Annotated in this window: 13 protein-coding genes; 5 read left to right on the top strand and 8 right to left on the bottom strand. The window is 45.1% G+C overall.

Annotated elements, in window-relative coordinates:
* Positions 1-8 precede the first annotated feature (8 nt).
* Complete coding sequence (locus OA79_RS05140; RefSeq protein ID WP_063332143.1) at positions 9-1,463, bottom strand: TrkH family potassium uptake protein; 1,455 nt, start codon at positions 1,461-1,463, stop codon at positions 9-11.
* Between the two features lie 196 nt (positions 1,464-1,659).
* On the opposite strand from OA79_RS05140, the gene OA79_RS18545 reads away from it, so the two are divergent.
* Complete coding sequence (locus tag OA79_RS18545; protein ID WP_269447822.1) at positions 1,660-1,782, top strand: hypothetical protein; 123 nt, start codon at positions 1,660-1,662, stop codon at positions 1,780-1,782.
* A gap of 50 nt (positions 1,783-1,832) precedes the next feature.
* Here the strand turns inward: OA79_RS18545 and OA79_RS05135 are convergent, their stop codons facing one another.
* The 6 genes from OA79_RS05135 to OA79_RS05110 form a co-directional block, all read right to left on the bottom strand.
* The gene (locus OA79_RS05135; RefSeq protein WP_063332142.1) at positions 1,833-2,243 is read right to left on the bottom strand and encodes an acyl-CoA thioesterase; all 411 of its coding nucleotides are present in this window, start codon (positions 2,241-2,243) and stop codon (positions 1,833-1,835) included.
* Between the two features lies 1 nt (position 2,244).
* Complete coding sequence (locus tag OA79_RS05130; RefSeq protein WP_063332141.1) at positions 2,245-4,098, bottom strand: feruloyl-CoA synthase; 1,854 nt, start codon at positions 4,096-4,098, stop codon at positions 2,245-2,247.
* A 154-nt stretch (positions 4,099-4,252) separates the two neighbouring features.
* Positions 4,253-5,020: an SDR family NAD(P)-dependent oxidoreductase gene (locus OA79_RS05125; protein WP_063332140.1), complete on the bottom strand. Its 768-nt coding sequence runs from the start codon at positions 5,018-5,020 to the stop codon at positions 4,253-4,255.
* A 46-nt stretch (positions 5,021-5,066) separates the two neighbouring features.
* Entirely contained in the window at positions 5,067-5,828 is a 762-nt protein-coding gene (locus tag OA79_RS05120) for a crotonase/enoyl-CoA hydratase family protein (protein WP_063332139.1), read from the bottom strand.
* Positions 5,829-6,016: 188 nt separating this feature from the next.
* On the bottom strand, positions 6,017-7,219 hold the full coding sequence (locus tag OA79_RS05115) for a thiolase family protein (RefSeq protein ID WP_063332138.1): 1,203 nt from the start codon (positions 7,217-7,219) through the stop codon (positions 6,017-6,019).
* Positions 7,220-7,247: 28 nt separating this feature from the next.
* Complete coding sequence (locus OA79_RS05110) at positions 7,248-8,813, bottom strand: acyl CoA:acetate/3-ketoacid CoA transferase (RefSeq protein WP_063332137.1); 1,566 nt, start codon at positions 8,811-8,813, stop codon at positions 7,248-7,250.
* 283 nt (positions 8,814-9,096) lie between these two features.
* Between OA79_RS05110 and OA79_RS05105 the strand changes: the two genes are divergently transcribed.
* The 4 genes from OA79_RS05105 (at position 9,097) to OA79_RS05090 (ending at position 12,593) form a co-directional block, all read left to right on the top strand.
* Positions 9,097-10,131: a TRAP transporter substrate-binding protein gene (locus tag OA79_RS05105; RefSeq protein ID WP_063332136.1), complete on the top strand. Its 1,035-nt coding sequence runs from the start codon at positions 9,097-9,099 to the stop codon at positions 10,129-10,131.
* A gap of 26 nt (positions 10,132-10,157) precedes the next feature.
* On the top strand, positions 10,158-10,661 hold the full coding sequence (locus OA79_RS05100) for a TRAP transporter small permease (RefSeq protein ID WP_231908804.1): 504 nt from the start codon (positions 10,158-10,160) through the stop codon (positions 10,659-10,661).
* Positions 10,654-11,973 carry a TRAP transporter large permease gene (locus OA79_RS05095; RefSeq protein WP_063332135.1) on the top strand — a complete coding sequence of 440 codons (1,320 nt, stop codon included), beginning with the start codon at positions 10,654-10,656 and terminating at the stop codon, positions 11,971-11,973. The genes OA79_RS05100 and OA79_RS05095 overlap by 8 nt, the downstream gene beginning before the upstream one ends.
* A 161-nt stretch (positions 11,974-12,134) precedes the next feature.
* Positions 12,135-12,593: a MarR family winged helix-turn-helix transcriptional regulator gene (locus OA79_RS05090; RefSeq protein WP_063332134.1), complete on the top strand. Its 459-nt coding sequence runs from the start codon at positions 12,135-12,137 to the stop codon at positions 12,591-12,593.
* A gap of 79 nt (positions 12,594-12,672) precedes the next feature.
* Here OA79_RS05090 and OA79_RS18540 read toward each other — a convergent pair whose 3' ends face one another.
* Positions 12,673-13,992 (bottom strand): methyl-accepting chemotaxis protein, encoded by a 1,320-nt coding sequence (locus OA79_RS18540; protein WP_063332133.1) that lies wholly within the window; start codon positions 13,990-13,992, stop codon positions 12,673-12,675.
* Between the last annotated feature and the right edge of the window lie 84 nt (positions 13,993-14,076).

The following is a 14,076-nucleotide window of genomic DNA, read 5'->3' as shown; positions in this document are numbered from 1 at the left end:
GAGATGCGTTAATGACGCCATAGCGCTGGTAAGAACAGCACCAGTACGGTGAAATATTCTAAGCGACCCAGAATCATGGCAAAGCTCATTAGCCAGGTTCCGGTGTCACTTAAAGGCGAAAAATTGTTACCCAATTCGGCAAAACCTGGCCCTAACACGTTTAAACAAGCCGCCGTGGCACTCAATGACGCCATAAAACTCATGCCTGTCATCATCAACAATACGGTGAAAAAGACCGTGACCATCGCCGCCACACACATAAACCCCATAACGGAATGACGCACATCATCACTGATTCGTCGTCCTTGAAACTTCATGGTAAAGACCCCGTTAGGGTGCACCAAACGCTTCACTTCCATACTAATGGACTTCAACGAAATGATGTTACGAATGACTTTATTGCCGCCTGCCGTTGAGCCCGCACACCCACCAATGTAACCCACAAAAATAAGCACAATTGAGGTCACAGCAGGCCAAGCGCCAAAATCAGTAGCGGCAAAACCAGTACTGGTAATGAAGGAAATGACATGAAAAAAGGCTTGGGTAATTGCATTCCAAACGCCTTCTTCCGATCGACTTTGCAATAAAAACAGTGCCAACAGTAGAGCCACTACCGTAATGATCCACACAAAACCATGGGTTTCCTCATCTTGCCAATACAATTTAATGCTACGTGCAATATAAACACGGTAATGCAAGGCAAAATTGATGGCCCCCAACACCATAAAGAGATTACAAATCCACAGGATCAAACGACTATCAAAATACCCCATACTGGCATCATGAGTTGAAAAACCACCCGTCGAAACCGTGGTAAAACTGTGTCCTATGGCATCAAATAAAGACATACCCGCCAAATAATAAGCGATGGCACACAATACCGTGATGGACAAATACACCATCCACAGATAACGAGTAGTACTGGATACTCGCGGAGACAGCTTATCGTCTTTAATAGGTCCTGGTGTCTCAGCCTTCAATAAACGCATTCCACCAATGTTCAGCATGGGCAAAATGGCAACCACAAAGATCACCACCCCTAATCCCCCCATCCACTGTAAAAATTGGCGGTACATCAAAAAACTCGGTGGCATATTATCTAGACCAGATAAAATCGTCGCGCCCGTGGTGGTCAACGCACTAATGGATTCAAATACCCCGTCGGTGAAAGACACATGAGTCACATTGATAATTGGAATGGCACCTAAGATTCCCACGACCAGCCAGGTTAATGACGCAAACAACATTGCCTCTCTCACATTGACGGAAGGTAACGGGTATTTCTGAAAGGCAAACAAGAGTGGTAACGCCAGCATAAAAGTCGTCAGAGCCGGTACAAAAAAAGCATCACCAACCCTGTCCTTAAACAACATAAACGACAGTTCAGCAAACACAAGTTGTACCAGACTTATCCATAAACATGGCATGGTCAGTAAGCGTAAGATTAATAGAGGACGAATCATTTGGACAGCAGCCCCAAGCGATGAGGTCAAATACAAAAAGTGGGATAACTATAAGGGAATCACAAAACGGACTCTACAAAAGGCTTAAGTCAATTGAGCAAATTAAAGGATTAAAAAACCAAAAAAGTGCAAAAAATATGGACGACACTCAATAAATGTGCTTTATTAATTAATAACACTCACTGAGGAGCAAAATATGGATATGCTTTTACTAGACGATGTTATCCATCTAGCGGCACTTGCCATTACGGTTGGAAGCTTTGTCATAATTAGCGGTAAGCGCGTTATTGAGTTGTGCGTCCAAACTCGCTCAGAATAAACACCAAAAAGCCGAATGAACATTCGGCTTTTTATTAGCCACTCAATGTACTAAGCCAACATACGCTTCCGGACCACATCCGGAATTGCTTGCGCCTTTAGTTCACCTTGCTCATTGAAACCTGCCCAAACCCGTTTTTCAGAGCACTCCACTGCCAGTTTCTCGTTATTAAACAAACGATGCTGGATACCAAAACTGGCGTGCCCTACTTCGGTAATTTGGCTTTCGATAAGCACGATGTCGCCATACTTAGAAGGCTTATAAAACTGCGAACGAGTGTCTACCATAGGAAAACCAACCTGATTCGCTTGCCCTCGTATGTCTCTTAAAGAACATCCCATCGCCGCAAATAATGCCCCCGTAGAGGCATCAAAAAAAGCGAAATAACGAGGATAAAAGACAATGTCAGCTGGGTCACAATCGCCCCATTCAATGCGCAGTTCTCGCTGATGCTTAAACATATCAGAGGCTGATTACTTGCGGCGCGATGGGCTCTTGATACAAGAGCGCCACTTGATCCTCACGATGGGTTTGCACCGCTCGTTGATTCAAAGACCCTTTATCAGTAATTTCATGAGCATCAATACTGGCTGGGGTTGCCTGTAAGATGATGCGCTTGACCAGAGTAGAGCCACCTGTATTGTGTTTTGCACACTCTATCAGTTTGTCTTTAAAAGCTTGTCGAACCGCATCATGAGCAATCACCTCTTCATTCGACTCCACCACGTCATGAGGTAAAATGGCGCGACAATGGGCCCAATCCGGAAACACCATGGCAGTGATATAACCACGGTTCGTGCCACACAATACAACATCTTGGGCAAACGGCGCCAAAGCACTGATGAACTTCGCTCGTAATGTGCCCGCACTGACCCAAGTACCGCTGTCGAGCTTAAAGTCTTCTGATACACGACCATCAAAACGGAAGCCGCGCTGTGGCTGTGTTTCATCTAAGAAAGCAAAGGCATCGCCTAAACAGTAGTATCCGTCTTCGTCAAAGGCTTTAGCAGTCAATTCCGGTTGACGCCAGTAACCCGGCATGACCGTAACCGCTTTGACCCGAGCTTCTAACTTGCCTTCATTTGGCACCAGTTTAATGGACACCCCTGGGGCTGGCACGCCAATCACACCAGACGTGGATTCTTCTACGGAAGCAAAAGTGGCAGAAGGTGCGGTTTCAGTACAACCCAGACCAGTCAGCATGGGGATTTTCTTACCTGTGTACTGAATCGCCAAAGCATCCAGATCGTCCCAAATATGCTGTGCTAAACCAGCCGCGGCGAAAAAGGTAAACTGCAAACGCGAAAAGAATTTCTTCGCAAACGCATCATCCGCTTTCAGTTTTTGTACCAATAGTTCGAAACCTTTCGGCACATTAAAATACACCGTTGGCGAGATCTCAGCCAAATTCTTCAAGGTTTTGTCGAATAATTTTTCCGTTGGCTTACCATCATCAAGATACAAGCTGCCACCGTTATACAAGGCAATACCAACATTATGGTTACCACCAAACGTATGATTCCAAGGAAGCCAATCCACCATAATAGGCGGCTGATCTTTGAGAAACTGCATCACTTGATGAATCATCACTTGGTTCGCACAAATCATTCGTTGCGTGTTGATGACCCCTTTTGGCATGCCTGTGGTGCCAGAGGTAAATAAAATCTTGGCTACAGTATCGCCATTAACCTTGGCATTTTCTCCATCAAGGTGTTCTGAAATAGGTAGGGTTAAACACGCCTGATAAGACATGGTTGGGTTGGCGATTTGCTGTGCCTGAGTACTTCCCTTAATCACCATAACGGGCGTCTGCTCATCACGACACACCGCTTTGATGGCTTTTTCGTAAGGTGCCAGTTCATCCACCACGATCAACCCTGGTGTCAAAATATCCATAATGCCTTGCAACTTGGCGTAGTCCGTGGCGATCAAGGAATAAGCAGGTGACAAAGGAGAATGCGCAATGCCCACATACATACCAGCCAAAGCCAACATCAAATGTTCTGCACTGTTGCCACATAAGAAAACAATCGGACGGTCCGTTGACACAGGCTGAGTCAATAACCAAGAAGCAATGCGACGTGCTCGCGTCACGGCTTCAGAGTAGGTAATTTCATCCCACTCACCATGCTCGTCTCGCTGGGCGACAAACACACGATCAGGGGCTTCTTTCGCCCAATATTCCAGCTGATCTGTCCAGCATCGAGCAAACGCATCTAATGGCTTTTGACTGTTAATAATCTGCACCCCATCATCCTGTTTGATTACCTCAATCGGATGGGCCACTACCTTAATAGGATGAAATCCAACACTCATGTTCTGCTCCTAAAACCACTTTGCTTGTTTTTGTGTGGCTTAAGTTGTGTTTTTTGAGTCATTAATGACTGCGTCACTAAAACTATTATTGTTATTCTCTCGATGGCTCACGCTTTTGATATTACTACCCTTAGCATGGAACCAAGCTCACCTATTATTTGGCAGCCATTCGAATAGCACCGTCTAAACGGATCACTTCGCCATTCAACATGCTGTTCTCAATAATGTGCTGAGCTAAACTGGCATATTCATCTGGCTCCCCTAAACGAGGTGGAAATGGCACCGCTTCGCCTAATGACTGCTGTACCTCTTCAGGTAACACGTCCATCATTGGCGTTTTAAATAAGCCTGGAGCAATCGTCATAACACGAATACCAAAACGTGCTAATTCACGAGCAATTGGTAACGTCATCGCACAAACACCGCCTTTTGACGCCGCATAACCAGCCTGGCCAATTTGTCCGTCAAATGCCGCCACAGACGCGGTATTAATCATCACACCACGCTCTAGGTTATCCGCTGGCTCATTGTGTTGCATCTTATCCGCGACTAAGCGAATCATGTTGAACGTACCAATCAAATTAACCGAAACCGCACGTTGGAAACTGGCCAGTTTATGCGGGCCTTCTCGTCCAACCACACGCTCAGCGCCAGGAATACCGGCACAGTTAATCAAACCATCAATGGCCCCGAACTCTGCAACCGCTTGATCAACGCTCTTCTGCACCGACACTTCATCAACAATATCGGTCATGCAAGCTTGTACTCGCTCACCTAAATCCGCTTTCACACGAGCCAGACCCGTTTCATTCACATCTACCAAGGTGATGCTGGCCCCCAAGCCATGTAAGCGACGCGCAACCGCTTCGCCAATACCCGATGCCGAACCCGTCACAATGAAGTGTTTACCTTGAATTTGCATACTATAACTCCTGAATCTTGTTTTTGTTCTGAGAAAAAATCGCTGACTAGGATTTTTTACGGTTCAAAAAAGCATCAATGCGAGCTTTCACTTCTTCACTGGTTTGCGTAATACCGCAGATCAGCGATTCTGTGTACAGGCCTTCTTGAGCCGACATATTGTTGATACGACTTAGCCCCGTCGTCATCGCCCAGTTGGAGTATTTAGAATTTTTGTTAATACCTTTGGCAATTTCAAAGGCTTTATTCAAAGCTTCGCCTGCTGGCATCACATAATGGCCTAAACCAATACGGTGACCTTCTTCGGCGCCCACATCACGGCCTGTTAACATCATTTCTGTCATACGACTCGTACCAATCACATTGGCCACATTCACAGAGGCACCACCACCCACAAAGATACCGTGCTTACCTTCTGGTAAACGATAAAAGGTATTTTCTTCTGTGACACGAACGTGAGCACAAATGGCCAGTTCCAAACCACCGCCAATCACCGCACCATGCATTGCCGCAACAACAGGTGTGCCAGAATCACGAATATGACCAAATACGCGATGCCACATTTGTGAGTGTTTAACGACTTCAAAAGGTTCACGTGCTTTATGCTCACGTAGATCAAGACCTGAACAAAACTCAGGGCCATTACCAGACAAGACGATGACATTAACGTCATCGGAAAGATTCAAAAAAACATGCTCGATTTCAAGGCAAAGGCTGTCATTAATCGCATTCTTCTTTTCAGGACGATTCAGTTCTAAATGCCCAATACCATTCTCTACCGAGAAGTTAATAAATTCATACGTTACCATTAGAAGCCTCTATTTTTATGTTTATGGGCCAAGCGCCAAGCTCAACACTAAAACGCACCCTTGACGTTATTCATCAAATAATAGTTTAGTAGCTAAACAAATGTCAAAATAAACTATTATTGTTTATAACTATATTTTTAAGTGTAAAAAAAACCGTGGGTAAATACCCACGGCCACAACACCATTCTTTAACGGTCTGAGACTTTAATGACCACCGCCATTCCAGTGTCACCCGCGGCACAACCGGTGAAAAGGCCATAGCCGCCACCCGTAATAACCAACTCTTCAATCAACTCAATAACAGCACGCATACCAGTTGGCCCTTGTGGGTGGCCCCAAATAAGAGAACAACCATAGTTATTCATGGCCATCACATCCACATCCATCGCTTTCGCAAAGGCCACATCGTTAACTGCAAATGGATTGTGTGTTTTGATGGCTTTGACTTGTTTAATATCGATACCCGCTACGGCAAGCGCACGTTTCGCGGCTTCTATTGGCGCAGCAGGCATGTAAGCTAGGTCGTCTCTAGCTTGACCAAAGCCCAATACTTCAATTTTTATTTCAGGACGAGAGGTTAAGTTAGCCACTTCTTCAGAACGACACAAAATAGCCGAAGCATTACCGTCTGCTGGGTGCGTCTGATTACCAAAGGTAATCACCCCGCCTTCTTGAATGGGTTTTAACTTCTGCAAACCTTCCAAGGTGGTTGGAAATATCCCTTCATCGCCAAAAATAACCGTCTCTTCTTTTTTGAAGTTCGCTGTAGGCACTGATAACGGCAAAGTCATATAACGTTTTTGGAACGCCTGATCGTCTTTAAGGGCATCTTGATACTGCTCGTAACGTCGAAAAGTGACGGCATCCAATTCTTCACGGGTAATGTCGAAACGCTTCGCCACATTTTCCCCTGTTTGCATCATAGAATGCCCACCAACACAATCATTCATCATGTTATAAGTGACCTGATCTTCTGATGCACCCGCTGGCCCTTTGGCATTTGGGTAATATATATGCGGCCCATTCGAACAACGATCGGCCGTCATTAACAAAGACACATTCGCCATACCACAGACAATTTCAGAAGCGGCAGCAAATAAACCTCGTGCACTGGTGGCACACACCTGATTCACAGCATGTCCGGCCGTATTCACCGCACCAACATCATACAAAGGCCAAGGCGCACCATTAAAAGATTGGTATTGGTTAATGGTCATCCCCAACACGCCTGAGTCAAACACAGTTGGATCAATATCGCGTTTGGCCAATTCTTGTTTTGTCACATGTGCTGCAAACTTCATGGAATGCAGATGCTGTAGAGAGCCCTGCCATTTGGTAAAGGGGGTGCTCCAATAAGCGCCATAAGGGATTTCAACATTCTTGATCGACATACTCGTACCTCAAATTTGGTTATTGTTTTTATTGACCTTGCGCTGACATAATCTCGCTTAAACCGCCCCACTGTTCTGCAAAAATAGCTTCTGGCATGGTTTTCAGATCGTCGGCGATCAAAGGACGGAATGACATGGCAGCTAATACGTCTTTTTCCAAATCCAAACCAGGGGCAATTTCGGTCAGCACCATACCTTGTTGGCGTAATTCCAATACACAACGCTCAGTAACAAACACCACAGGCTGATGATTCGCACGCGCCACATCACCACTAAAAGTAATGTGATCCACCGCGTCGACAAACTTCTGCACCTTCCCTTCTTCAATGACTTGTACCTTACCTTCGCTGAACTCAAGCTTAGCGCCATTGACTAAGGTGCCACAGAACACGACTTTTTTGGCACTTTGTGAAATGTTAATAAAGCCACCTGGACCGACTACTTTTGGACCAAACTTACTGACGTTCAAATTACCCTGTTGATCGGCTTGCGCTAGACCTAGGAAGGCAATATCCAAACCGCCACCGTCATAAAAATCAAACTGCGCTTCGTGTTCAATAATGGCATCCGCATTCCAAGCTGCACCAAAATCCGCACCCGAAGCCGGAATACCGCCATAAGTCCCCAACTCTGTCGTTAAGGTAAATAAGTGCGATACCTTTTCTTCTGCCGCGATGGCCGCCACACCGTCAGGCATACCAATGCCTAAATTCACCATCACATTGGCTTCGAGCTCCATGGCCGCGCGACGCGCAATGACTTTTCGAGCACTAAAAGGCATCGCAGGTAAGGCATTTAAAGGTACTCGTGAATTGCCTGCCAAACCAGGGTTGTAAACGCTACCAATGGTTTGCTTGTGGTCCTCTGCTGGTGCGACGGTGACATAATCCACCAGCACACCGGGTACTTTGACTTCTTTTGGATGAATTGAGTGACGCTCGGCAATGTATTTCACCTGTGCAATCACAATACCGCCATTATTTTTAGCCGCTTGCGCCATAGGCAAAATCTCCGCCAACATGGCCTCTTCCTCAACCGACAAGTTACCATCTTCATCCGCAGTGGTTGCGCGAATAATGACCACATCGAGTGGGAATTTCTTAAACAACAACCACTCTTCGTCTTCAATACTGATGCGCTTAACCAAATCGTCTTTGGTTTTAGCCGTTACCTTGCCACCACTCACGAGAGGGTCGACGTAAGTGCCCATGCCGATTTTGGTAATAACACCAGGCTTATTGCCTGCAATCTGACGCCACATGGTTGTCAAGACGCCTTGTGGCAGTAAGTAAGCCTCGATTGCGTCGTCAGTAATCATCTGCGCCATTTTAGGCGCTTGACCTGTGTGACCTGAAATAAGTCGTTTTACCAAATTAGGGTAAGCAAGATGCGACATCCCGGCATCTTTCCCATCACCGCAACCACAATCATGAATAAGAGTAAGCTGTTGCGGATGGCCCGTATTGACAAAACGTTGCTCTACGGCTTTGGCGACCGCTTCCGCAAAATACGACATACCAACCGTAGACCAAGCCACTGACGCACCGTCTTGAATTAGTCCTGCTGCCTGATCTAGAGAAATCACCTTACTCATCTTGTAACCTCATATTATTGTTATGCTGTAAGCCATATAAAAAACCAAAAACTTGTTGTACATCACAACAGTTAATTTCGCAAACATTTTAATGTTTTTTTACACCCTCTTGCTTTTTTTGAATACACTAAGCAAAAAAGTCATACGCAATAGGATTGAATTAGCACAGGGTTATGGCCAAAATGATTTTAAGTCTCGGGAGCAACTAGGCACATGAGATCGTCAATATAAGCAATTGACTATACTGACACTGGATAAGACAAAAATAATAAGGTGCAAAACTATGAAAAATTTAAAACTCAAAGCGCTGGCTTTAGTCGCTGGAGCCGCTCTATCGACAAGCGTCCTTGCAGAAGCTGAATACACTTTCAAACTCCATCACTTCCTACCGCCGGTTTCAAATGCACAAGTGAACTTTCTTCAACCTTGGGCAGATAAAGTCGAAGCTGAATCGAACGGCCGCATTCATATTGATCTTTACCCAGCGATGCAACTTGGTGGCAAACCCCCACAATTATTTGACCAAGCACGTAAAGGCATTGTTGATATGTCGTGGACAGTCGGTGGCTACACACCTGGCCGCTTCCCAAAAGCAACCGTGTTTGAATTACCTTTTATGCCACTAAACTCTCGCATTACCAGTATGGCTCTGCAGGACTATGCCGAAACGGAAATGCAGGATGAACTAAAAGACGTTAAATTACTGGCTTTACATACGCATTTCCCAGGTTCTTTGCATTCTCGTACTAAAGACATCAAAAAAATGGAAGACCTGGACGGTATGAAAGTTCGAGCACCAAATAAGGTCATGGCAGAAGCCTTCGGTATTTTGGATGCAAATACCATCTTTATGCCAGTACCAACTATGCCAAGCGCGCTGTCAAAAGGCGTTATTGACGTGACCGCATTGCCGTTTGAAGTAGTTAAACCAATGAAGATTCATGAATTAGCACCACATCACACCGAGTTTAAAGGTGATCGAGGTCTTTACACTCAATTCTTCATCTTCTCAATGAACAAAAAAGCATACGATAAATTACCAGCAGACTTGAAAAAAGTCATCGACGATAACTCAGGTGTTCCACTTGCAGGTTTTGTTGGGGATGTATTCGACGCTTATGAAATTGGTGCTCGCAAAGACGCCGTGGACAATGGCAACACTTTCAATACCATTGAAGGTGCTGAGTACGATCGTTGGAAAGAAACACTGGCGCCTGTTACAGAGCAATGGATTGAAGATATGAATGACGATGGCTACGATGCTGACCGTCTATTGGAAAAGGCAAAAACACTGATCGAGAAGTACGAGAACTTTTAAGTTCTCGTTAGTTAGGTGATTTAAGCATGATGCAAAATACGGCGTTTTCAAGATCTCTTATTATAGAGCGTCTTGCCAATATCTTCGCATTGACGGGTGGTTTCATTATGTTAATGCTGGCAATCGTAACGGTTGCTAGCATTATCGGCCGCAGTCTGGTCGGACAATCCATTGTCGGCGATTATGAAATGACAGAAATGGGACTTGGCATGGCCATTTTCTTCTTCTTACCCAAATGTTATCAGCAACAAGGCCATGTAGTTGTTGACCTCTTTACCGCGCATTGCCAACCCAGCACCTTGCGCACATTAGGGATCATCAGCGACGCTTTGTTTACTGCTGTTTGTTTTACTTTTGCGTACCGCATGACCTTAAGCGGTCTAGAAGCGAAAGAATACCTTGAGCAATCCATGCTACTGGAACTTCCTACATGGTGGACTTTCACTGTTGGAGTCATTTGCATGACTCTTTGCGGAATTTGTGGTCTGAATAGACTGTACACCACACTTCGTGGAGGCAACCATGAGTAATATTGAGCTGGCCTTTTTAATGATGGCAGCCCTAATGGTGCTAATGAGCATCCGTATTCCCATTGCTTTAGCTATGCTGGTATGTGGTGGCGTTGGTTATATCATGATTGGCGGCATGCCTGCTTTATTGGATTACCTTGGTACGGCTCCCGTATCAAAATTTTCCAGCTATGATTTATCTGTTGTGCCATTATTTCTATTAATGGGAGAGCTGGCCACACGCTCAGGCATTACCGCGGAACTGTTTCGCACCTGTAACACGTGGATTGGTCGTCAACGAGGCGGTATCGCCATGGCAGCCATTGCTGGTTGTGCCGCATTTGGAGCGATTTGTGGCTCTTCATTGGCAACCGCATCAACCATGGGGAAAGTGGCACTACCTGAAATGAAGCGCCTGAAATACTCTGGCAGTCTAGCCGCTGGAGCCCTTGCCGCAGGCGGGACATTAGGGATTTTGATTCCACCTTCTATGGTATTGATCATCTTTGCAGTCTTAACGGAACAAAACATCTCAAAAATGTTTATTGCGGCCTTTGTTCCAGGCTTCTTAGCCGCTGGCGGTTACATTTTAGCCATTGCTATTTATGTGCGCATCTTTCCAGAATCGGGGCCTCGTGGCGAAAAGACGACGTTTGCACAAAAACTCAAATCAACGAAAGATGTTTGGCACATCACCCTCATTTTCTTGATTGTATTAGGTGGCATTTATCTTGGCTTTTTCACGCCAACAGAGGCGGCTTCAGTCGGGGTTATTTTAACCGCTATCTTAGCCTTAACCCACGGTAAAATGCGTCTAGACGGACTGTTAGTGTGTTTAATGAAAACCGCCGTCTCTTCTGCAATGATATTCTTTATCGTATTGGGTGCGGATTTATTCAGCGTCTTTATTGCATTGTCACGATTACCGGATGTGGGTGTGGAATTAATCACTAACTCGGGACTATCGCCTTATACCATTTTGACACTGATGCTACTCACTTACCTTGTTATGGGGTGTTTCTTGGACAGTTTGGCAATGATTTTGCTGACCATCCCAATTTACTTCCCGATCATCGTCGCAATGGACTTTGGCATTCCTGTCGCAGACGCTGGCATTTGGTTTGGTATCTTGGCTCTGATCGTTGTGGAAGTGGGGCTCATTACCCCCCCTGTTGGGATGAATGTGTTTATCATTAAATCTTTCGATGACAGCCTAAAGCTAAAAGAGTGTTTTAAAGGCGTTGTTCCTTTCCTAATTTCTGACGTTGTCAGGGTCGCTCTTTTGGTTCTTTTCCCAGGCATTACGCTCGGCTTGGTTCATTTAATTAGCTAAGCTGTTTTAACGAGACAATGTCTTTCAAAAGCCGACCACAGTGTCGGCTTTCTTTTTTGCGTTATTCCATCAAACTGTCAAAAAATACAAACAGTTTAGTGTCGCAACAATAGTGCTTTATATTACAATTGTTAAGATCTAACGAATATGAAGAGAATTAAATGTCTGACGAAACAAAACAAGCCGACAGCAACGTGGATTTTGGCATACTCAATAGTTTACTTGGTTATCGACTACGCCGCGCTCAAATGAATTTTTTCAGCAAATTTTCAGAAGTGTGTTCAGACTTGGGGATCAGCCCTGGACTGTTTGCCGTCATCGCCATCGTTGACCGCAATCCTGGTTTAACCCAAACGGCCGTGGCTCAAGCTTTAGGTAATGACCGATCGGCCATGGTAGCGGCCGTCGACAAATTAGAACAAATGGATATTATTGAACGACGCCCCGCAAAGAACGATCGTCGCTCCTACGCTCTATTTATGACCGAATCCGGAAAACAGTTTTTTAGCAGGTTAACTAATCGTGTCATGGAGCATGAAAAAGCCATGGCTCAACGTTTGAAAAACGATAAAGAAGTAGACTGGTTATTGGGCATATTAGATACTCTAGCGAAAGACTAGTTTTTCTAAACATAACTCATAAAATAAGCGTGCTAGTTAGAAACCAGCACGCTTATTCAGTACGATTGATGATGGCGTATCAATCGGTGGTAAACTGGTTAGCAAATTGCCCTACGGCATCCACTACTCGCTGGGCACCATCTTGAATTTCGATAATGACCTCCCCAGCTTCGTTCGACAAGGATAAACCTTGTTCGGCTTGCTCTTTGCCTTTATTGATTAGGGCTACCGCTTTCTCAGCTAATAACTGATTTTTTTCCACCACCCCAACAATCTCTTCAGTGGCTTCACTGGTACGTGATGCCAGTTGCCTTACCTCATCCGCAACAACTGCAAACCCTCGGCCCTGTTCACCCGCCCGAGCGGCTTCTATCGCCGCATTCAAAGCCAATAAATTTGTCTGATCCGCAATACCTCGAATACTTTGAATGATGGATCCCACTAATTGAGACTGTTTATCCAACTCAGAAATACCCTCTGCGGCTTCGGCCATTTGACCAGAAAGACCATGCATCACATCCACTGTGTCTTTCACCACTTGGCTGCCTTTTTGAGCACTTTCATCCGTTTGCTGAGACGTCGAGAAAGCAATGTCTGCGGCATCGGACACGGCCATCTCACGGTTCACCACATCGGTAATAATCGAAGCGAATTTTACCACCTTATAGAATTTTCCATGTACGTCTGAAATAGGGTTATAAGAAGCCTCTAGCCAAACCACATTACCGCGGCTATCAACTCGTTTAAATCGTCCAGTCGAAAATTGCCCTTGCCCTAAACGCTCCCAGAATTTAACGTATTCGTTGGAATTGGTTTCTTCCGCTTCACAAAACATGCGATGGTGCTGGCCCTTTATTTGTTCTAAGGTGTACCCCATTCCTTCCAAAAATAATCTATTCGCGCCCAAGATTTGCCCTGACAAATCAAACTCAATGACGGCAGTAGAACGTTGCAGTGCCGCGATGATATTTTCGTCTTCACGAGATTTGGTAATGGTTCGAGTCAAATCGTTACAATGGATTGAAAAGGCTTTCACCCGCCCATCAGAATTGAGAACCGGTTGAAAAATCCCTCGTAACCAAGCCTCCTGACCATCTTCTCGCATCATTTCAATGGCCCCGGCCCAATGACGGACCGATTTTATGGCGTCGTTTATGGCTTTAAAGTGGGGAGTGCCTTTCGCATGTTGAGGGGCCAAGTCAGACAGTGTCTTACCAACAAAATACGTTTCAGAACTATCTAACTCGGCCATCAATTTTTTATTCACGTTAACAATGACGCCGTCTGGGCTTAAGTTCATTACTAACATTTCTTCGTCTAGGCTATCCTTAACCTGATTAAGTGAGTAGAGCTTTTCCTCTAGCGCCTTTATGTCATTTTTCAAACCAGCGTTAAACATTCCTATTCTCCCAATTCCAACTGTTATCTATCGTTCAACCTAATCAAGCTAAAAAATAATCTACCAAGCTATTGAGCTTAGACA

Source organism: Marinomonas sp. TW1 (genome assembly GCF_001625355.1).
Taxonomy (GTDB): Bacteria; Pseudomonadota; Gammaproteobacteria; order Pseudomonadales; family Marinomonadaceae; genus Marinomonas.
Note: the sequence above shows the minus strand (reverse complement) of the source record. Positions and strands in the feature narration are given on the sequence as shown.

What these genes read in the sequence shown, in the direction of transcription:
- OA79_RS05105 (WP_063332136.1), top strand. Translation starts at nt 9,097, where the DNA reads ATGAAAAATTTAAAACTCAAAGCGCTGGCTTTAGTCGCTGGAGCCGCT.
- OA79_RS05110 (WP_063332137.1), bottom strand. Translation starts at nt 8,813, where the DNA reads ATGAGTAAGGTGATTTCTCTAGATCAGGCAGCAGGACTAATTCAAGAC.
- OA79_RS05115 (WP_063332138.1), bottom strand. Translation starts at nt 7,219, where the DNA reads ATGTCGATCAAGAATGTTGAAATCCCTTATGGCGCTTATTGGAGCACC.
- OA79_RS05090 (WP_063332134.1), top strand. Translation starts at nt 12,135, where the DNA reads ATGTCTGACGAAACAAAACAAGCCGACAGCAACGTGGATTTTGGCATA.
- OA79_RS05135 (WP_063332142.1), bottom strand. Translation starts at nt 2,243, where the DNA reads ATGTTTAAGCATCAGCGAGAACTGCGCATTGAATGGGGCGATTGTGAC.
- OA79_RS05125 (WP_063332140.1), bottom strand. Translation starts at nt 5,020, where the DNA reads ATGCAAATTCAAGGTAAACACTTCATTGTGACGGGTTCGGCATCGGGT.
- OA79_RS05140 (WP_063332143.1), bottom strand. Translation starts at nt 1,463, where the DNA reads ATGATTCGTCCTCTATTAATCTTACGCTTACTGACCATGCCATGTTTA.
- OA79_RS05120 (WP_063332139.1), bottom strand. Translation starts at nt 5,828, where the DNA reads ATGGTAACGTATGAATTTATTAACTTCTCGGTAGAGAATGGTATTGGG.
- OA79_RS18540 (WP_063332133.1), bottom strand. Translation starts at nt 13,992, where the DNA reads ATGTTTAACGCTGGTTTGAAAAATGACATAAAGGCGCTAGAGGAAAAG.
- OA79_RS05095 (WP_063332135.1), top strand. Translation starts at nt 10,654, where the DNA reads ATGAGTAATATTGAGCTGGCCTTTTTAATGATGGCAGCCCTAATGGTG.
- OA79_RS18545 (WP_269447822.1), top strand. Translation starts at nt 1,660, where the DNA reads ATGGATATGCTTTTACTAGACGATGTTATCCATCTAGCGGCACTTGCC.
- OA79_RS05100 (WP_231908804.1), top strand. Translation starts at nt 10,158, where the DNA reads ATGATGCAAAATACGGCGTTTTCAAGATCTCTTATTATAGAGCGTCTT.
- OA79_RS05130 (WP_063332141.1), bottom strand. Translation starts at nt 4,098, where the DNA reads ATGAGTGTTGGATTTCATCCTATTAAGGTAGTGGCCCATCCGATTGAG.